14 protein-coding genes and 1 pseudogene are annotated in these 21,027 nt (G+C 45.1%); 7 read left to right on the forward strand and 8 right to left on the reverse strand.

Translation table 11 applies throughout. The annotated features are described in order from the left end of the window. Positions 1-992 precede the first annotated feature (992 nt). The 4 genes from P4S59_RS16845 (at position 993) to P4S59_RS16860 (ending at position 7,256) form a co-directional block, all read left to right on the forward strand. Positions 993-2,210, forward strand: a complete 1,218-nt coding sequence (locus P4S59_RS16845; protein ID WP_005374503.1) for an AAA family ATPase — start codon at positions 993-995, stop codon at positions 2,208-2,210. 7 nt (positions 2,211-2,217) lie between these two features. Next, entirely contained in the window at positions 2,218-3,192 is a 975-nt protein-coding gene (locus tag P4S59_RS16850; RefSeq protein WP_006740903.1) for a ParB/RepB/Spo0J family partition protein, read from the forward strand. A gap of 105 nt (positions 3,193-3,297) precedes the next feature. Further along, positions 3,298-5,325, forward strand: coding sequence for a tRNA(Met) cytidine acetyltransferase TmcA (locus P4S59_RS16855; protein WP_337168719.1), 2,028 nt, complete (start codon positions 3,298-3,300; stop codon positions 5,323-5,325). Between the two features lie 251 nt (positions 5,326-5,576). Next, positions 5,577-7,256: a DUF342 domain-containing protein gene (locus P4S59_RS16860; RefSeq protein ID WP_337168720.1), complete on the forward strand. Its 1,680-nt coding sequence runs from the start codon at positions 5,577-5,579 to the stop codon at positions 7,254-7,256. 52 nt (positions 7,257-7,308) lie between these two features. On the opposite strand, the pseudogene catC reads toward P4S59_RS16860, so the two are convergent. After that, a pseudogene (gene catC / locus P4S59_RS16865) lies at positions 7,309-7,976 on the reverse strand (type C chloramphenicol O-acetyltransferase). An 88-nt stretch (positions 7,977-8,064) separates the two neighbouring features. Here catC and P4S59_RS16870 point away from each other — a divergent pair. After that, a complete protein-coding gene (locus tag P4S59_RS16870; RefSeq protein WP_337168721.1) occupies positions 8,065-8,976 on the forward strand; it encodes a LysR family transcriptional regulator in 912 nt (303 codons plus the stop codon). A 208-nt stretch (positions 8,977-9,184) separates the two neighbouring features. On the opposite strand, the gene P4S59_RS16875 is transcribed toward P4S59_RS16870, so the two are convergent. From P4S59_RS16875 to murQ, 3 genes are all read right to left on the reverse strand, one after another. After that, a complete protein-coding gene (locus P4S59_RS16875) occupies positions 9,185-10,240 on the reverse strand; it encodes a porin (RefSeq protein WP_337168722.1) in 1,056 nt (351 codons plus the stop codon). Positions 10,241-10,387: 147 nt separating this feature from the next. After that, entirely contained in the window at positions 10,388-11,842 is a 1,455-nt protein-coding gene (murP, locus tag P4S59_RS16880; RefSeq protein ID WP_062730872.1) for a PTS N-acetylmuramic acid transporter subunit IIBC, read from the reverse strand. A gap of 5 nt (positions 11,843-11,847) precedes the next feature. After that, positions 11,848-12,762 (reverse strand): N-acetylmuramic acid 6-phosphate etherase, encoded by a 915-nt coding sequence (murQ, locus tag P4S59_RS16885; RefSeq protein WP_337168723.1) that lies wholly within the window; start codon positions 12,760-12,762, stop codon positions 11,848-11,850. 242 nt (positions 12,763-13,004) lie between these two features. Here murQ and P4S59_RS16890 point away from each other — a divergent pair, with 242 nt between their 5' ends. Further along, positions 13,005-13,856 carry an SIS domain-containing protein gene (locus P4S59_RS16890; protein ID WP_005383578.1) on the forward strand — a complete coding sequence of 284 codons (852 nt, stop codon included), beginning with the start codon at positions 13,005-13,007 and terminating at the stop codon, positions 13,854-13,856. Positions 13,857-13,875: 19 nt separating this feature from the next. Here P4S59_RS16890 and mpaA read toward each other — a convergent pair whose 3' ends face one another. Next, positions 13,876-14,586, reverse strand: a complete 711-nt coding sequence (gene mpaA, locus P4S59_RS16895; RefSeq protein ID WP_337168724.1) for a murein tripeptide amidase MpaA — start codon at positions 14,584-14,586, stop codon at positions 13,876-13,878. Between the two features lie 141 nt (positions 14,587-14,727). Here mpaA and P4S59_RS16900 point away from each other — a divergent pair, with 141 nt between their 5' ends. Beyond that, positions 14,728-16,353 carry an ABC transporter substrate-binding protein gene (locus tag P4S59_RS16900; RefSeq protein ID WP_337168725.1) on the forward strand — a complete coding sequence of 542 codons (1,626 nt, stop codon included), beginning with the start codon at positions 14,728-14,730 and terminating at the stop codon, positions 16,351-16,353. A 63-nt stretch (positions 16,354-16,416) separates the two neighbouring features. Here the strand turns inward: P4S59_RS16900 and P4S59_RS16905 are convergent, their stop codons facing one another. The 3 genes from P4S59_RS16905 to P4S59_RS16915 all read right to left on the reverse strand — a co-directional run bounded on the left by P4S59_RS16905 (position 16,417) and on the right by P4S59_RS16915 (position 21,024). Further along, a complete protein-coding gene (locus P4S59_RS16905) occupies positions 16,417-17,001 on the reverse strand; it encodes a flavodoxin family protein (protein WP_017821885.1) in 585 nt (194 codons plus the stop codon). A gap of 806 nt (positions 17,002-17,807) precedes the next feature. Next, entirely contained in the window at positions 17,808-18,401 is a 594-nt protein-coding gene (locus P4S59_RS16910; RefSeq protein ID WP_012842403.1) for a mechanosensitive ion channel family protein, read from the reverse strand. 508 nt (positions 18,402-18,909) lie between these two features. After that, positions 18,910-21,024 (reverse strand): type I secretion system permease/ATPase, encoded by a 2,115-nt coding sequence (locus P4S59_RS16915; RefSeq protein WP_337168726.1) that lies wholly within the window; start codon positions 21,022-21,024, stop codon positions 18,910-18,912. Positions 21,025-21,027: the final 3 nt, after the last annotated feature.

Here is a 21,027-nt window from a genome sequence, read left to right on the forward strand (position 1 = left end):
CCTGAAAGCATGATCACATTTGCTCGTAAGCATGATCATTAAGTTTATGAAAAGATGATCAAAAGAGTCTTGAAACGATGATCATGATGTTTTTACAGGTTATCCACAGATGCTGTGTTTAATAATGATCTTAATGAGAATTTTATTGAGCATTGTCGATGTTATTGATACTCGGATCGATGATCAAGAGCTGAGATAGCTATCGTTCTGGAGACAATATTGATGATAAATTACTCATGTGATGAAAATGCATCCAAGTAGCTCTTATTCCGCAGTAAAACCTAGTTTCGGACTATTCTTAGGAAGCATGATCATGAGAGTAAGATTTATCATAGTAACTTGAACAATTTCATTGTTCCGGCTTCTCTATCCACTAATTTCTTCTCCATCCCCCATTCTGACTGCATTCAACCGTAAATTAGAGACAAAAACTCATGCTTCCGAGAGATTCTATAGCTTGATCATATTTCCGATTGATGGATCTTATTTAATCCGCGTGTTTACACCCTCGTCTACTCTATTTTTCCATGATCATGCTTTCGTATTTGTGTTTTATCATGGAAGCATGATCATAAGCATACCTTGATCATACTTCCATAGGAACATCACTTGAACTGCCCTTTTTGGCTCGGATACATGATCAAGGTTGTTATTAGCGTTCATGTTGAAAGATTGCTTTCTATTTTTTGTTTAAATTAGGTTGGCCTAACATAATCCGTAATTTAGCTTAAGAATATAATCGTTCCGGTAGAAAATTGATTTACATTGTAAATGGGTGACGCTGTAACACTTTTATTTTTAAGTTTAAGGTGTCCATTTATTCGAAGATTATTTAATTAAAAATAGTTATGTTTTTTACCATAAATCATAAAAGCGTCGATTTGAGTGTTTTTTTATGTGATGGTCACTCAAAATGTTTGTGCACCTTTTTGTTGTTTTTGGTCTTTACTGCTGTACAATTGCAAGCATAAATCCTTCCAACGGAATTTGGCATGAAAAGAGAAAAAACGATTGAAAACCTTCTTGAGTTGGCGGAGCTGACTCAGCAGGTTCAAGCTGACCGTATTGAAATTGTTTTAGAAGAGCGAAGCGATAACTATTTCCCACCAATGTCTAAGGCGATGATGGAAACCCGTTCAGGTTTAACTCGTCGTAAGCTCGATGACGCGATTGGTAAGATGGAAGCGGCTGGCCATCAATTTACTAAAAATAACGCGAATCATTATTCAATTACGTTAGAAGAAGCACATATGCTTATGGATGCGGCTGAAGTGCCTAAATTTCATGAGCGTAAGAAGAATTCAGGTAACAAACCTTGGATTATTAACGTGCAGAACCAGAAAGGTGGTACAGGTAAATCAATGACAGCGGTCCATTTAGCGGCATGTTTAGCGCTAAATTTGGATAAACGCTACCGTATTTGTTTAATCGACTTAGACCCACAAGGCTCGCTACGTTTATTCCTCAACCCACAAATCAGCATGGCAGAGCATGACAATATCTATTCTGCTGTAGACATTATGTTGGGTAATGTGCCTGATGGTGTAGAAATTGACAGTGAATTTTTGCGTAAAAACGTATTGCTGCCAACGCAATACCCGAACTTAAAGTCGATTTCAGCGTTTCCAGAAGACGCAATGTTTAATGCTGAAGCATGGCAAACGCTATCTGAAGATCCATCACTTGATATCGTTCGTCTGCTAAAAGAGCAACTGATTGATAAAATTGCTGATGACTTCGATATCATCATGATTGATACCGGCCCACACGTTGACCCACTAGTATGGAATGCGATGTATGCATCAAATGCGTTGTTAATCCCTTGTGCGGCTAAGCGTCTGGACTGGGCTTCAACAGTAAACTTCTTCCAGCATTTGCCTACGGTATATGAAATGTTTCCGGAAGACTGGAATGGTCTTGAGTTTGTTCGCTTGATGCCAACCATGTTTGAGGACGACAATAAGAAGCAAGTTTCTGTTTTAACTGAAATGAACTATCTTCTAGGTGACCAAGTTATGATGGCTACTATCCCTCGTAGCCGTGCGTTTGAAACCTGTGCCGATACCTACAGCACAGTATTTGATCTGACAGTAAGCGATTTTGAAGGCGGTAAGAAGACGCTAGCCACCGCACAAGATGCTGTTCATAAAAGCGCACTGGAATTAGAGCGTGTGCTGCATTCTAATTGGCCGTCATTGAATCAGGGGTAATAAGTAAATGGCTTTGAAAACGTCTGAATTAAACGCGAAATTATTTGGCAAAACGAATAAACGTCGTGTTGTGACTCCACAAGAGGCGCAAACCGCGGCAAAAGAAAAAGCTCAAACGATTGAGCTAGCTGTCGCAGGTGAAAACATTGTTCAGTTTGAACTTGTTCGTATTCCTGCAGAGAAAGTCGCGACAGAAACAACGGTGTTTGTTGATAACGCTCGTGAGCAATCGTTCTTAAACGAACATGCTTTATCTGATGTTTTAGTCACACTCAAAGAGCGTGGCCAACAATATCCAGCGGTGGGTCGTAGAACTAAAGATGGCAAGATTGAAGTTTTAGATGGTAGCCGTCGTCGCATGTCTTGTATCCTCGCGGAGCAAGATTTTTTGGTTTATGTTGCTGACAACATCAATACTGACCATGCAAAGTTTTTGTCTGATGTGGCAAATGCTCACAAGCCGCTCTCTTTGTACGAAAAAGGTAAAGAGATGCAGGCTAAACTAGATAGTGGTGAAGCTGAAGATCAGAAAGCATTGGCGAAAATGTTCCAGTGCAGTGAAGCGTTAGTAAGTGGCGCTTTAAAAGCGGCGGCATTACCGTTAGAACTGCTTCAAGCGTATCCCAATGTCGGCGATCTTGGTCGTCCAACTATCGTGAAACTGCACAAACAGTTTTCAACGTTGACGCCAGAGCAGCAGCAAGAGCTGTTAGATAAGTGTCGCTCCAGCGAAGGATTTTTATGGCAGCGAAGCACAGCTCAAGGCGTTGCTCGTCTGACAAAAGAAGTCACGGAAAGCATCGAAAACTGGATTGCTGAGCTTGCACCAGCAAAACCTGGCAAGAAGACCGAAAAAGTCGACTTAGTAAAAGGTCGAGCAAGCTACAGCCGAAAAGGTAGCAGTCTGGCGTTGAACTTGAAGAAAGTTGACGACAGCTTGATGGAAGAGATTCTTGCCTTTGTGCAAAACAAGCTGCAATAACAAAAGATGATTGAATCAACCGCCTCCGGGCGGTTTTTTTATATCTGAGAAGCGTCAAATTAAAGATGTGATACCATTGCGTCAGTTCAACGTTGGATAGACAAAATGCAGACACAATCTGATTTCCTTTCATCACTTCAACTACAAGCTCACCAATCTTTCCAAAGATTCGGCATCGTCATTCAAGGCGAGTCTTCTTGGCAAGATGCATTGGTGTCAGAGTTCCATAAAACACAAATGTATCAACGTTGGTTTTGTGTCGGCGATTTTGGTTTGGAGAACGCATACAGTGTTTCGCCTAAACAAGGGCACATGTTGTTAGGCAGAGAGTGTGACGTTCTATTGTTTGATGCTCGAAATGGTTTTGACGCAAATAGCTTTACCGCCGCGCTTGGCACATTGGTTGGCGGTGGCCTTCTTATTATCATTACTGAGCCGCGACAAACTGCGAACTTTGCTCAGCAATGGATGCACAAACAATGGGAGAAGCTCGTTGTTATTGAGCAAGACAAACCATTGCCAACGGCTCCAGACATCAAGCAAGCAGAAAAAGAAAGCCACTACACGGAACAAGAACATGCCATTTCTCTAATTGAAAAGGTGGTGACAGGACATCGAAAGCGACCATTAATTTTGACCGCTGATCGTGGGCGCGGAAAAACAAGTGCCCTCGGCATTGCGTGTGCGAACTTATTACAGCAGAAGCCACTTAGAATCTTAATTACGGCACCATCTATAAAAGCTGTTGAGCCTGTTTACCAACATGCTTTGCGGTTACTTCCTAATGCGCAGCGTATTAGGAAGGACAGATTAGAATCAGGGCAGGGAGCCATTCAATTCATTGCTCCTGACGAACTTCTATCGAGCCGACCTGAATGTGATTTGTTACTTGTCGATGAAGCGGCTGCAATTCCAGTTCCTATGCTCAAAAGCATTACCGAACATTATCATCGACTCGTTTTTTCTACGACTATTCACGGTTATGAAGGTTGTGGCCGGGGCTTTACGATTAAATTTGTTGATTGGCTTCAGAAACAGCGTTCGGGGATGAAAACATGGCACATGACACAGCCCATCCGCTGGAGCATGAATGATGCGCTCGAATCATGGCTCTATGACGCGTTTTTGTTGGATGCGGAGTTAACGCACCATCAACTTAACCAGGTCGACTCAATTTCCCTTTCTAAAGCCGATAAGGACGATTTGATATCGCAGCCTAGTTTGCTGCGCGAGGGCTTTGCTCTTTTGGTTAATGCTCATTATCAGACCTCGCCGAATGATTTGATTCACCTTTTGCAAGACGACAACAGTCAGCTCTATTTTGCTAAGCAAGATAATGTGGTTGTGGGGGTAATATTAGCGGTCGAAGAGGGTGGGCTTGACGCCGAATTGGTTGAAGAAATTCAGCTTGGTAAGCGTCGTCCTAAAGGACACTTAGCCCCAGTTACGATTGCAAACCACCTAGGATTTCCGAATGTCGCGAATCTATCGACGCTGCGAGTCATGAGAATTGCTGTTCATCCGGAATTGCAAGGAAGAGGAATCGGTCAAAAAATGCTGCAGCAACTTGATCAAATGGCGGCTAAGCACATTGCTTACTTATCCACGAGTTTCGGTGCGACAGAAGAGTTGGTCCATTTCTGGCGACAATCGAACTTCCGTGCAATTCGCTTAGGATCAATGCGCGATGCTGCTAGCGGTTGTTATTCAGTCTTGATGGTCAAAGCTTGTGATTCCAAACAGACGGCTTGGGTCGATGAATCTCAGGCGCTATTTGAAGAAATGTTGTCTAACAATGTGGCTGACGTCTATCCAAAATTAGAAGCCTCAATTTTTCGAGCTCTATTACCGCAACCTTTGGGAATGAGTCCACTTCATCCCGCTAAGTTATTACTAATTGAATGCTATGCTGATGGTGGTAACAGTTATGAGTCCGTGTCTGCTTGGCTTCAGCAGTGGTTACTTAACTTAGGTTTGAACTCCGCTTCCGACTTGATGATCAGTAAGCTTTTTCTTAACCGTAGTTGGACTGAATGTGCTCAGCAATTTGGGCTACCTGGAAGAAAGCAAGTTGAGCAGCAGCTAAGGGACGAAGTAAAGCACATTTGGAACGATTTACACTGTAAACAATAAGGTGAGATTTACACTGTAAATGAAATTATTAGGAGCTGATTTTACACTGTAAATCCAGCTCCTTTTTATTTCAGTGTGTATTTTGATTGAGCTTTAGGTTAAATCGAAATGCTCTCTTAATATCTGTTTAACCGTTATTGATGGATTACTTTCTTTAGTGACGTGAGCCCTATAATAAGAAATGCGAGGTTTGTTCAGAAAACGGATTTGGTTAGACTGAAAGTGTTGATGGGAAGCAAAGTGGTAAGGGTATGTGGAAGTTGTGTCTTGAGTTGTCTGAAGATAAGACCAAGGTGATAGCCCGTCTTCCGGGGGAAGTGGATCTCGGTGGTGAGCTAAATCAAAATGAATTAAACGAGCAGCTCGTCGCAATGAACGCAGAAAAGCTGTTTGTTGTAGAGGGGGAAGTCGTTAGATTCATTAACTGCGCCAAAGAACGTAAAGCCGAAGCTTACGAAGGCATCGTCATTGCGGAAAAACGCAACGCGCAAGTTGAGGTTGAATTATCGAATAATGACATGCTCGCCAGTATGAACGTTGTCGGCGCGTACGGAGGCCGAGGTTTACGTGGCCCCGAGATTGTTCAAGCCCTTGCTCAAGCGCGAGTTTCGAAAGGCATCAACAAACTGGCTTTGAAGAAAGTATTGGTTGTCAGCACTCAGCTCAAACCCGGCGAAACTTTTTCTCAACCTGTAGCGGTTGGTAAGCAACCTATCAAAGGCAAAGACGCTCTTTTTACTCCTCTCGTTAAAGACATCACCAAACGTATCCTCAAACCCAAAGACGGCCAATCTGCTAGCGACAAAATTGATTTACGTAACCTCGGTGAAACTATCGCGGTTGACGTAGGCGATGAGGTGATGCGCCGCACGCCTGCGACCAAAGGTACGCCAGGTTTTACTGTTCAAGGGCGAGTGATTCCTCCACAAGCTGGAAAAGACAGCCCAATGAAGCCAGGCAAGGGCACCGAGATAAGCAAGCACGACCCAAACCTATTGATTGCATCGGTATCCGGTACGCCTCTGATTAAAGACAAAACCATTGAAGTTGATAACGCACTTTGCCTCAATAGCGTTGGTGTGAATACAGGCCACGTGAAATTCAAAGGGAATGTGATTATCGGTGGCAACATTGAATCCGGCATGATTGTTAAAGCGACGGGCTCTATTACTGTAGGCGGCTTCATTGAATCGGCTGACGTACAAGCGCAAGACGACATTCAAGTTGGTAAAGGTATCATTGGCCACACCGTGAGTGATGGCCAGCCAAAAAGTTGTCACGTCAAAGCCAAAGGTTCGATTCGTGCCAGCTACGCCCAATATTGTGATTTGCAAGCCGGCGAAGATATTGAATTGGCGGTGCACAGCATGAATAATGATATTGTTTGTGGGCGCAATCTGACGGTGCTGGATGCGAACGGTAGGAACGGCACGCTCAGCGGCGGAGATGCAAAAGTCGGTGACAAAGTTGTGTGCTTACAATTGGGCGTAGAAGGCGACACCGTCACTAAGGTAGAAGCGTTCGCGCGCTATTCTGCATTTAAGGAGCGATTAGCAGAGCTCAAAGATCAATATAAACGCGCTCAAGAAGGAACGATGGATGTGATTCGTAAAGAGCTCGAATTTAAGAAACGTCCTAAAGCCGAACGTACCGACGAAGAACAAGCTCAGATTGATGTGATGAAAACACAAAACAACGAGCAGCTTGAAGCGATAAAGCAAAAGCTAGAACAAACGGAACATGACTTTGAAGTCGCGTTAGAAGAAAATATTGTCGAAGCCAAAGAGCGTGTCTTCACTCGCGTGACGGTGCAGTTTGGCGACGAACAAGTAACGACAAAGCGCACTCATGGCGGTTGTTCGTTCCGTTTCAATCAATACGAAATTAAAGTCTCGGCGAACTTGGAAGAAGAGGACGTCGCTGCGGTTTAAGCTTTCTTACTCACTGAGCCCACACGCCGCAACAAGATGTGTGGGCTTTTGTTTATCTACAATACAAATCGACAATGTGCTCTTGATAGTAGTCCGCAAGCGCACCGACTTGGCTGCTACACATTACTTTCATTGCTTGTTTAATGTGTTCTATTGGCCAGTTCCACCATTGGATATTGAGTAGAGTTTCAATCTCTTTATCGCTAAATCGTTGACGTACGACTTGGTTGTTTCCAACCACCACCGAATAAGGTTGGACGTCTTTCGTCACTACGGTGCGTGCTCCGATGACGGCTCCATCGCCGATGTTTACTCCGGGCATGATCATCGCCTCGCTGCCAATCCAAACATCGTTCCCCACCACCGTGTCTCCGGCACGCTCGAAACCGTCTTGTACGCCTTCTCCAAATTCTTCAGGAGAGAAGGGGAAGGTCGAAATCCAGTCAATGCGATGACCTTGGTTTCCTGCCATCATGAAGGTGGCTCCAGAAGCGATGGAACAAAACTTGCCAATGATTAATTTGTCGATGCTATCGGGTTCTCTACTTTGCCATTCTTGAAGTGTGACGGGGTCACCCAACAAGTAGCGTACTGCTTGCTCTTCGAAGCTTTTTTGATGATAGAAGCCGAGTAATAGCTGTAATCGCCAACGATGATATTGGGATTAGTGATGTGATCTTTAATGACTTGACCTTTTAACCACGTGTCGAAAACACTCATAACTCATCCTTTCAAATTTAGGTTGTACAGAGTTTAGAGGCTTTCTATTATTTCCAGTAGTTTGATTTTAGAGATTCAGAATTACTGTATGGAAATAAAATGGCTCAGCTACGTACCACTTTACGTCGCTTTGTGCGAGGAGCGAAGTATTGCTGGCGCAGCAAAGCGCCTGAATTGTTCGAATGCGCATGTAAGTCGGCAACTTAAACAGCTTGAAGACATATTGTCGGTGCAGCTTATTCAGCGAACTACGCGCCAGTTTAATTTGACCTACGATGGTTTGCGGTTTTATCAGCAGGTAAAGCAACTGCTCGAAGGCGCTGAGCAGATCAATGAGCAAGTCATGGCAAACGAGATCGTATCGGGAAAATTGAGAATAGCGGCGTCCGCTTCTTTCGGAGCTGCGTTATTCAGCCAAACATTGATCGAGTTTCGATTGCAACATCCACAAGTGAGCGTCGAAGTGATCTTCACAGAGACACCTCTCGACTTGATTGAGGCTGGGTTTGATATCGCATTCTACTTTACCGATACTCCCCCAGAGGGATACGTCGGCCATCAGCTACGCACTTTACACTGTAAACCGATCGTTCATCGCTCGTATTTAGCTGATAAACCAAATGTAAGTACGCCAGAGGAGCTTGGTGACTTAGAGCACATCCTTTATAAAAGTCGTGACTTGGTGTTAGACAAGTGGACGTTTACGCATAAGCAAACTCAGCAGCAGTGCAGCATTGAGTTAGAAAGTACGCTGAGTTTTAATCTTGTCCAGTCCATGTTGGATGCTACTTTGGCTGGCTGTGGTGTTGCCATGTTAGATGAATTTGCACTGGCCAAGCTTGAACCAGCACAAAAAGAACAACTCGTGAGTTTGCTGTCAGTATGGCAAACGGATGCGATTTTGCCGCTTTATCTGCTTTACCCAAAACGTAAGCACTTACCAAGAAGAACGCGAGCGTTCATTGATCACTTTAGGAACATATATTCTGTCGGCGAATAGCGACAACAAACTTAGCAACAATTGAGGAAGCAAAGGAATGCGAAAACACTGTCACCAGCTTTCCTGATGTAGGCGTGTTGGTCAAAACAGGTAACGAAGAAAACATATAACGAGGGTGAGCTTCTTCAAATCAGCATTAAAGGCAATAACTACTGACCGGACACAGAAGAAGCTCATGGATTCAGCTAACTTACATTAAGTATCGTGCTTACAGCTCGTAACGTAGACCTAAGTGGTAGTAGCTTTCGTCTGCGTGCGCACCGCCAAACGAGACTTCTTGTCCATTGCTGTAGCCACGCGAGCCGTTACGATCAACGTAGTTTGTGTAGATAGAAGAACGAGGCGTCAGTTTGTATTGCACTTCTAGCGTTGTATCTTTCAGCTCTAGCTCGTCACCATCACTGTTTTCTAAAGAACGATAACCAGCACGCAGTACCCATTTGTCATTTACACTGTAAACCGCCGTTAGTTCCATCACTTTGTCGGTACTGGTTTGTGAGTAATAGCCCTCTAGTTCATCTTCCGAGTACAACGCACCCAACATCAAATCACCTAGGTAGTAACGCGTACCTGCGCCCCAGAATGTGTAATCGGTGTCGTTGCTTTCACGTGCATCACCTTTATTCTTCTGCATCGCTATCACTGGTGCCAAGGTACCCAAATTCCCCATGTCTAGCGTATAACGCAGTGCAGCGTTGTAACCGTAGTCGAGCTCAGAAGTGTTGTTTCCTAAAATGTACGCGACAGAAAAATCGACATTACCTAGGCTGTTTTGGTATTGCAGCGTGCCATCTTGACGGAAAACTTGCGTTGCGGTTTTGTCGACTTTATTCGCTTGGCGCGCCATAGAAACATCGGAAGAGGCGAACACATCACCAATGTCGGTAAACATAATCAACCCAGATGCCACGCGACCACCAGTAATGCGACCATAATCTTTCGCATCAATACCCGCCAATACATAACGTGCGGTCAGAGACGGTTTGTCGTTTACTTGGTTTGCGTATTCAGCGGCACCCACTTGGTATTGCGCTTGGCCGATGAGCGACGCGTACTCGTTGATGGTTTGTGAACCGTTTAAACCAATACGGCCATCAAACTCGCCATTTGCATCGCCGTGCTCGTCATTTTTACTGGTGACATTAAAACCAAGACGAGAGTAAATATTTAAAACTGACCCATCTTCCGCTTGATACAGCTGCGCTGCCATTGCGTTTGATGCCATCAATGTTGGGAGAAGTAGAGTCAAAATGTGCTTTTTCATGATTAACGACCTTTCATTTCTATTGTTTTAGGTACGACAAAGCCCCTTCCGAGTAACGGAATAAGAAAAATTGTCGTGAAGTAGAGAGAGGTGCGCCCTTGTTTGCCAAGGGCGCGAGCTAGTCCATTCCTATAGGGGAAGAATGATTTAGCTTAAATCGACGTCTTTGCAGCCAAAGAAGTAAGTCGCGAGGAAGCCGACGATGTAAGAGATAAGCAGGCCAGCAACAAACACCATCATGCCCGGGAAGATGCCATTTTCTGATGTCATGAGAGGAATCGCCACGATACCGGATGGGCCAAACACCGTATTAAGACCAACTGGTAAGCCAAGGTAAGAAACTAAGCCGATAAAGAAGCCGCCCGCAGCGCCACCAATACAAGCGGTAACGAATGGTTTTACGCGTGGTAATGTCACGCCGTAAATCAATGGTTCGCCAATACCTAGAAGACCAGGAATAATAGCGCCTTTAACTTGAGTACGCAGTAGAGCGTCTTTTTTGGCTTTGAAATACAGCGCCATTGACGCGCCAACCTGACCGCCACCAGCCATCGCTAGGATAGGAAACAGCGAGTTAAAGCCCTGTGCTTCCATCAATGCGAAGTACACTGGAACAAAACCCTGGTGGATGCCAAATACCACAGAAATTAAGAACAAACCTGCCAAGATTGCAGCGCCTAATGGGTTATCGTTTAAGTTGAGGAACAACCAAGACATCCCTTTAAATAACTCGCCGCCGATCGGCATGATGATCAAGAAGGTTACCGCACCCATGATCAATAGAGTGATAACGGACGTTAAGATCATATCTAGATCATCTGGCATGTATTGACGAACCTTACGCTCGACTTGCGCACCGATGATCGCCGCCAAAAGTACGCCGATAATGTTGCCGCGCGGATCAATCGCAAAGCCGAAAAACTCGTTCATGCCAGAGTAAATGCCGGATGTCGCCTCAGGGTTGTAACCCAGCACAAACAAAGAGGCGAGAATGGCACCATTAACACCAGAGCCGCCAAATGCTTGCTGCGCGTTGTAACCAATCAGAATACTTAGGAAAGCAAACAGACCCTTACCAAAGACTTTCATGTAGGCGATCAAATCCAACATAAACTGGCTTGGTGTCTGGTCAAGAACAAACATCTGCTCCAATAACGTCGCAAAACCTAGCAACAAACCAGCGGCAATAAAGCCTGGGATCAACGGCGTAAAGATAGTGGCAAACTTGCTTAAAAAACGCTGAACCGCACTGGTTTGCTTACTCTTCATCTGTTTTTTCTGCTCGGCTGCGACGGCAGAAAGATCTTGTTGCGGCATATCTGCTTCTTCACTGTCACCAGAGGTTAAGCTGTCGATCAATTGATTCATCATCTCAGCCGCTTGTTGAGCTTTTCCGGGACCGAGAATGATCTGAAACTGCTCATCGCTTTCCACCACACCCATTACGCCGGGAATTTGCTTGATAACTGATTGATCAGCCAAGCCATTGTTGGCGAGCGATAAACGCAAACGCGTCATACAGTTACCACATTTGCTTACGTTGTTACTGCCACCCACTGCGGACAGCAACTGCGATACTGTGTTTGAAGTTATTTTTGCCATAGGGTCTATCCTTCAGAACTCGGATTATTTAGTGCTGCGCGAATAAAGCCGTTGTGCGCGGCGAGGCGTGATTTGGCTTGTTCGGCATCCAAATCGGCCAAAATCATTAAGATGGCGGTTTTGCAGTGGCGACCGCAGGCATTTAATGCTCGCTCTGCTTCTTCTTTTGATGCGTCGGTTGCTTCCACAACAATGTTGGTTTGGCGTAGGATGAGCTTGGCGTTAGTGGCTTCTACATCCACCATTAAGTTGCCAAATACCTTACCGCTACGAATCATTGCGCCTGTCGTGAGCATGTTTAGCACCAGTTTTTGTGCGGTGCCGGCTTTCATGCGAGAAGATCCAGTGACAACCTCTGCGCCAACTATCGGCAGAATCGCGATGTCGGCCGCTTCGGCCATGGTACATTCTGGATTACAAGCGATAGATGCGGTCGTGGCTCCGATGGATTTAGCGTACTCCAAACCACCTAGCACATAAGGTGTACGGCCACTTGCAGCGATGCCTACAACCACGTCATTCTTGGTGAGGTGAAGTGCTTTTAAGTCGTCTTGACCCATTTTCGCGTTGTCTTCTGCGTTTTCTACCGCTTTTAAAATCGCTTGATGTCCACCAGCAATTAAGCCAATCACCATATCTGGATGCGTGCCGTAGGTAGGAGGACACTCGCTCGCATCAAGAATGCCTAAGCGACCTGACGTACCAGCTCCCATGTAAATTAAACGGCCACCATTTGCAAAAGCTTGGGTAATTGCGTCAACTGTCTCTGCAATTTGTGGTAGCACCGCTTTTACCGCGAGCGGGACTTTTTGATCCTCTTCATTAATGACTTGCAGCATCTCGATGGTCGAAAGCGTATCGATCTCGGCACTGGCTGGGTTACGGCTTTCTGTCACCAATCTGCTTAAATCAATTTTCATGTTTTGCACTCTTCGTAATGTTCAATCTGAGGGCGATTTTATGGAATAAAATATTCAGGTTTGGTGATAAAAATCACACTTGAGGTTATTCTTTATGCAGGAGAAATTTGGAATAATGAGAGAAAATATACGTCTATTACATGCGGGAACAACTGTCTTGGTTAGAATAATCTGGGGGTTAAATCAAACGCCTATTATTTCTGTTTTGGAATAATTTATTTAAAATTTTTGAGGTTTTTGTTGTGTCAGTTATCAATAGGATAGTCGCGAGGCGTACTCAGCTTTCGCAAAGTGGTCGTTTGGTTGGCGATTGGATTGTTGAAAACGCAGAAAAGGCGGCGCTGCTCACCAGCCAAGAACTTGCGGCGCAAGTAAAAGTGAGTCAATCGAGCATTGTGAAATTTACTCAGCGTATCGGCTTTAAAGGTTACAGCGAGTTTAAATTAGCTCTGAATGAAGAGATTGGCCGTAAGCATGCGATGCAGTCGACACCGCTGCACAGTGATATTTTGGCTGACGACCCCATTGCGGTTATTTCACAGAAACTGGTGAAAGCGAAAACCGATGCTATGTTTCAAACCACCAATACGCTGTCTTACGAAGCGTGTCACCAAGCGGTGAAATGGTTGAGTGAAGCGCGTCGAGTGCAAGTGGTCGGGATTGGGGGCTCTGCACTGACCGCGAAGGATTTAAGCTTTAAACTGCTTAAACTTGGTATTACGGCGCTTTCTGAACAAGACAGCCACGTGCAGATTGCTGTTGCCCGCACGCTCTCTCCAGAAGATGTTCAGATCGCAATCTCGTTTTCGGGTGAGCGCAAAGAAATTCTCGTCGCGGCAGAAGCGGCAAAAGAGCAGGGCGCGAAGGTGATTGCGTTATCTGCTCCTGGGAGAAGCCGCTTGCGCGGTATTGCCGATATTACGTTTGATACGATTGCCAATGAAACGGAACATCGCAGCTCATCCATTGCTTCACGCACCGCGCAAAACGTGATCACCGATTTGCTGTTTATCATCTTGGTTCAGCAAAGAGACGACAGTGCCCGTCAGTTGATCAGCGATATCAGTACCGATATCAAGCAGATCCTCACATGATCGCTTGTTCAACAGCGGACTAAAGATCCGGATCGTGCCTCAGCAAAGCAATAAAGGCGGACAGATGCTTTTCAATGGTGAGATCGGTAGAAATTGCCGGTAACTCCAACGTGATGCAAGGTAAATTACGTTCGCTACACCAAGTGCCGAATGAGCCGGGCGTTTCGTAGTCGACATCGTCTACGATTGGGAGTTGGAACTGCTCGCCGAGCCATTTGGCAAGGACGGAATGTTTGGGATCATCCACAAACGCCAGCGGTTCATGAAACGACACAACAAACTTTGGCTTGCGCAGTTCAATCAAGTTAATTAATGCGCTAACTTCTGGCTCTAGCTGGTTTTTAGTGCCCGTTTTCACTTTTACGTCTCGAACGGGTGTGTGAGAACTCCATCGATACACTGTGCCATGCTCAGTCCAATTTTGGGTTGGAAACGCGCGATTGAGATCCACTTGGTTTGCATTTGCGCGTGTGCCTAGCTGGTTGCCGTCCGGATTCAGTGACAGAATCACATCATGTCGTAAGTTTTCAGCTGGCAAGCTTCTTAGCGCACAGGACAAACCTGCAATCGAGGCCGTCTCATCCCCGTGAGTGCCTGCCAAAATCAAACCTCGCGAAGCACTTTCGACTTGTGCCGGAAAATACAGTAATGGCGCACCAAGCACGGATTGACCGTATATAGTTGGCCGAATTAAAAATGCCGCTCTTTCCGTTCTTGGAATTAGACTCACCGTAATCTCCTGATTGATGAAGTAGTATCAATATCTAAGCTAATTACACCTAGCTAAACTGAACCGTTTAAACTCGTCAACGGTTGAAATGTTAATTGTGGCACTTGCTTCACAAGACGCGTTAGGAGAACGAAAAACGATATGGATTTTAAAAAACATTCAACGGCGTTGCTGATTTCCTCTTTATTCACCCCTTTTCTTGCTACATCAGTTGCTGCGGAGACCTTACCTAAAGGCATTCAACTTGCCGCAGAACAGCATTTAGTACGTGCGAATGACGCAGAGGCGGCGACGCTTGACCCTGCGAAAGCCGAAGGTCTGCCAGAAATGCATGTGATTCGTGACTTATTTGAAGGGCTTGTGATTCAAGATCGTGACGGAAACATCATTCCCGGTGTGGCAGAATCATGGGAAACCAACGACAACCAAACCTTTACTTTTCACTTGCGCAAAGAAGCGAAATGGTCGAATGGCGAGCCTGTGACGGCGGAGGATTTTGTCTATTCACTGCGCCGAGCGGTAGATCCGAAAACCGCTTCTCCAAATGTTTGGTATCTCAAACTCACCAAGATCAAAAACATCGCCGATGTAGCAGAGGGCAAAAAGCCTTTGGACGAGCTCGGTATCAAGGCGGTGGATAAATACACCCTACGTTTTGAGTTGGACAGTCAAGTTCCGTACTTTGTTGCCATGACTGGGCACACGTCCATGATGCCAGTGCATCAAGCGACAGTGGAAAACCGCGACAAGCCGTGGAGCGATCCAGACCAATTTGTTAGCAACGGTGCATTCACATTGGATAAGTGGGTCGTGAATGAGCGCATTGAACTGGTTAAGAGTCCAAGTTACTGGGACAGCGCAGATACGTATCTAAACAGAGTGACTTACATTCCGTTTGAAAACCAAAACGCTTCGATCAATCGCTATGCGGCAGGAGAGCTGGATATTACGTCAGATGTGCCGACTCATATGGCACAGAAGCTTCAACAAGATTACAAGCAGGCTTACACGGTGGTGCCATTACTGTGCACGTATTACTACGCGTTCAATACCACTCGTCCGCCATTTGATGATGCACGAGTGCGTCAAGCGGTGTCGTACTCCATCATGCGTGATGTGATTACGAATGGTGTCACGCAAGTGGGCAACCTTCCTGCTTATACTTTTGCGCATCAGTACACCGCAGGGTTTGATGCAACGCCCCCTGAGTATAGTAAGTGGAGTCAGCAACAACGTGACGAGAAAGCGCGTCAGTTGTTAAAAGAAGCGGGTTACAGCCAAGACAAGCCGCTCGATTTTAAATTGCTGTACAACACCAGTGAGGCAAACAAATCGATCGCGGTTGCGATAGCGTCGATGCTACAAAAAAATCTCGGTGCAAACGTGGAGTTAGAAAACCAAGAGTGGAAGTCGTACTTAGTGGCGCGTAAACAAGGCAATTTCGATGTGATGCGCGCTTCCTGGTGTGGTGATTACAATGAAGCGTCTACTTTCCTGAGCCTACTTCGCTCAGGTTCTTCGGGTAACTTTGCACGTTACAGCAGTGAAGCGTATGACAACGCGATGAACAGTGCATTGGCTGCAACCAATGAGAAAGCGCGCCAAGGATTTTACGACCAAGCTGAACAGTTGCTGGCGACAGATATGCCTATCGCACCGATTTACTACTACATGCAAGCGCGTTTGGTTCGTCCTACGGTTGGCGGTTTTGCCAAGAACAACGTAGAAGGTCGTATCTACTCGAAAGACCTCTACATCAAGAAGTAGCGCTCAAAACAAGCGATAAATATGAAGCCCCGAAGATGTATCTTACGGGGCTTCTTTTTATTGTTAGCGAGTGGAGAGCTTGTTCACGAGCATAGCGACTCGTTTGCCAAGATACTCTGCTGTTGCAACATCAGAAGCATGCAACTGACCACCTTCACCACCTTGTGCAACAATACCACCTTGTACACCATAACGATTCAGGTTTTGCTCCCCAGAATTGCTGATCTTATCCAACCCGACCCACATCATGCCGTGTTGGTTAGCGAGCGTTTGTAGATATTGTAATGTGCAAGATTGGTCGCCATTCATTGCCCCACCACTGGTAAAGCCAGCCGCGATTTTGCTCGCCCATTTTTGGTAATACCAAGATTCACTGCTTGCATCTGCAAATGCTTTAAACTGCGCTGCTACACCGCCCATATAGGTCGGTGAGCCAAAGATAATCGCATCACACTCAGCAAGTTCATCCATTAGTTTAGGGTTCACAAAACGTCCCTCAATAATCTCACTGCCTTCAATTCGGTGAGAGAGGATTTCACATTCATCTTGCTGCTTAATGCCTTGTTGTTCAACGCCTGCGGCAATCGCGCGAGCAAGCTGACCAGTAACGTCGGTTTTAGAGAAATAAATAATCGCAATTTTGGACACAATGGTTCCTTTTTTCATTGTTGATTTTTAATCGTGCGACTAAGGCTAAAACCTCAAGCTAAGTTGAGGTCAAGAAGAGATTTGAGATAGATAAAGTACGAATTGGTATCTAAAGAGCTTTCTTATAGGGTAAGTCGACGGCATAACTACAGTGAATGCAACGACGATGAATGTCGTGTATAAAAGCGTTAAAGGAAGATCTTAAAGATGTAGAAAACTCTCTTGGAAACAATGATAAAGGTACCGATGCTAGTGATGATTAATAGGCGGAAAAATAGATTAAAATATGTAAACTCAGACCTGATCCAAGGCGGGAAAAGTACATTTCATCGTTTCTTAAGGCGAGGGATTATTATCATTATGGTAGGAGGCCTTTCTACAGCCTCTTCCACGGTATTTGCACACTTTATAGGGGGGTTGATGTGGATATGAATGTTCATCCAGAGAGCTTAGAAGAAAAAGTGCATGCACTACTTTTTGTTTCGGTCAGTCTTGTTTTTTACCTCTTTTCTGCCCTTATCTCGCTAAATATTAGTGGGTGGCTCATAATGAAGCTAAAAATATAAGCTTAACTAAAACCATGTCCTTGTATTTTAAGGAAGATGGAACTAGTGACGATTTTTTCTTTGCTTGCACCATCTCTATTTTTTGTATTTATTTAAGGTTCGTAAAGAAGAAGCTTACTTTGGTTAAAGTGGCGCTTTTGGTTTCGGCGATGTGTCATGTGTTTATCATGAAAGAATACAGCGGTGACCTTTCAGTTTATACGTTTTGTCTCTTCACTGTTGTTCTCCATTAACTTTGGGTTATTTCTTTCTGCGAGTATAAATCCGAGATTTTGCTTTACTTGGCTCTGGCTTGTTTTTCGCCAGCTTTAGTACCGCTTTTTGCAAAATCTGGTTGTTTGGGTAAGTGATCAAGTTACCGTTATCGTGCTTAATTAACACGTGAAACATACTGATTTCTTGAATCTCGCCGCTGATGTCTTCGTCTTTGTCTACGACTTTAATGCGATCGCCCACTCGGTATGGGAAGACAAAAAAGATCAAAAAGCTGGCAGTGATGTTGCTCAGAATTGACCACTGCGCAATAAACGCCACACCCAATACGGCGAAAATGGACGATAGGAACAATGACACATCGCCATAGCCAATCCCGGTGATAATGGCAAAAACAGACGCGGTTAAAAATAAAAGCACGACGTTAAAACAACGCTGAATAAAACTCAGGCGGGCCTTTTTTACACCTTTTGAGGTCGCTAAGTTTAAAATGGCTCGATTGACGATTCTCTTCAGAATGCGATAAGCAATCAGGACAATAATGCCCATTAAGACTTTGTACCCGAGAGAGCCAGCGGTGAAATACTGGCTCACTTGATCTAGATGGATCCAATCATTCATTTCTTCAACTCGACGATATTAAGAAAACCGCTGTTATAGCTGATTTTCTGATATAAGTAATCACAAATTTTTCTCTCCATTTTCGTCTCTCTACCTAGGAATTTCGCCCTAGAGCCTACGGAGAGTTGTAGAGTTTTATCAATAGTGTGCAGAGCTTTACTTCTGTTTGCGCTCACCGCATATATTCAACCAAAGTTGATGCGGTTTTAAAGTGTTTAATGTTTGAGCTGTATCTCATATCCGGTATTGTATGAGGCTAGGAGCGTATAAACGTGCTGAATATGATTTTTGTCCTGATAACCTAAGACGTGTTGAGTGAAATGGCTTGCTAGGATATCTATCAAATGGAAGAAGATGAAAAGGCGATTATGATGTTGGTAGTGATTGTGGGGCTAGTGCTCGTTTGGATAGTGCTTGAAGAGCTTAACTATCTTGGATTCTCAATAAAATAAGCCCCGTTAAACATGAGTCAAACGGGGCCTTTCTCTTTTGTAAATGCTAATTTCGGTTAGCTAACCGCACGTACTTTGCCTTGCTTCAGGTCATTCAGCACTTGCGCTTTAGGACCATCAGCAATGATGCTGCCTTTCTCCATCACAATCACTCGATCAACGATGTCGAGCATCGACGTTTTATGCGTAATCAGTATCAATGTTTCGCTCGGTTTGAGCTGAGATAGCTGGTGCTTAATATGCATTTCAGAGCGGTTATCCATCGCGCTGGTCGGTTCATCCATAAGTAGGACGGGAGGACGGCCCAAAAATGCACGAGCAATCGTGACGGCTTGACGTTGACCACCAGAAAGCATCGCACCTCCTTCACCAACTTGACGTTCTAAACCAGCTGGATCCGATTGTGTAAATGCGGTCACGCCTGCACGGTTTGCTGCATCAAGCACGTCTCGGTCATCCGTTAGTGGGCGACCCAAGGTAATATTGTCGCGAATCGAACCGAAGAATAGATTCGAATCTTGAGGCACACAGCCGATGTTACGTCGAACATCAACGTGGTGAAGCTGTGCAATATCAGTATCATCGATACGTACGTGCCCCTCTGTTGGCTTATACAAGCCCATAATCAAGCGCTCTAACGTTGTCTTACCCGAACCAATCCGACCGATGATCGCGACTTTTTCACCAGGATTTATCGTGAGAGAAATGTTACGTATAGACGCGACAGGAGAGTCTGGGTAATGAAACGTTACGCGATCAATTTCAATCTTACCTTGGATGATTGGGCGATGGATATAGCGTTTCCTTTCTTCTTGCTCGTCCGGCATTTCCATGACTTGATTGATAATCGTCATAGAAGACTTCGCCTGGTTGTAGCGCGTTGAGAGCAAAGACAACTGAACCAAAGGCCCTATGGCGCGACCACTCAACATGGTTGCGGCAATTAAGCCACCCATGGTGAGTTCGCCTTCTGCAATCAGATAAACGCCGAGAATGATCATCCCAACGTTACTACTTTGTTGCACGAAGCCTGCCGCATTCTGGATGCTGTCGGTAATGCGGCGGCTTTTGATGTTCCAGTTCGCCATGTGCGCCACCGCTTCTTCCCAACGGTATTGGAATTGGCTTTGCGCGCTGAGCATTTTTACGGTTTCTAGCCCCGCTAGACTCTCAATTAAGTTGGCGTATTTTTGCGATGCTAAGCGTGACCCTTCCTCTATAGAGCGACGCAGCGGTCCTTGAATCAGTAGTGAATGAACAATCAAAATGACCACGCCGACCATTGGAACATATACAAGATCGCCAGCCATTAGCCATATAATCACTAAGAAAAGAATGGCAAAAGGCAGGTCAATTAGGGCACTGACGGTTGCAGACGTGAAGAATTCTCGAATAGATTCAAACTCTTGAAGATGGCGAGCGAATGCGCCGACCGAAGGCGGCTTGGACTCCATTCGGATGCCCATCACTTTGCTGAACAGTTTGGAGGAAATCAGAATGTCAGACTTCTTTCCTGCGACATCAATAAAGTAGTTTCTCAACGATTTGAGTATGAAATCGAATAGAAAGACAACAAATATGCCGCTTGCCAATACCCATAAGGTTTCAAACGCGAGATTCGGTACCACTTTGTCGTACACCAAACGAGTGAACAGCGGGGCGGCAACGGCAAAGAGGTTGATGAGAAGTGAGGCGATTAAAACATCGCGGTAGATACGTTTTGACTGCCACAAGGTTGACCAAAACCAGTGACCTTCGTTGGTTTTGAGCACCTCGGGAGAGCGCTCATCGAAACGGAATTGCTTTTTAACTAAAAAGTAGCGACCAGTGTACTGCTCAAGTAGGTCTTCTAATGGAATGGAGATTGGCACCATTCCACTTTCTAAGGTGGTGACTTCGGCTTCGCGTGTCTCCGCGTTAATGCTGTTGAGAACGCATGAGTCACCGCCTTTAAGAACTAAGATTGCCGGCAGAATCAGGCTGGAGATGTTCTCCAGCTCTGCACGGTTTTCCTTGGCAACCAATCCGGCCCTTTCCGCTGCTCTTGGTAGCAAAAATGGAGTTAGCTTGCCGTCTGAAAGCGGAAGGCCATTGACCAGCGCTTCTGGCGAGTTAGCTAACCCATAGTAACGGCTAACGTAGATGAGCGAATTCAGTAAAGGGTCTTTCATCTG

It is taken from the genome of Vibrio sp. M60_M70, assembly GCF_037162085.1.
GTDB lineage: Bacteria > Pseudomonadota > Gammaproteobacteria > Enterobacterales > Vibrionaceae > Vibrio > Vibrio diabolicus.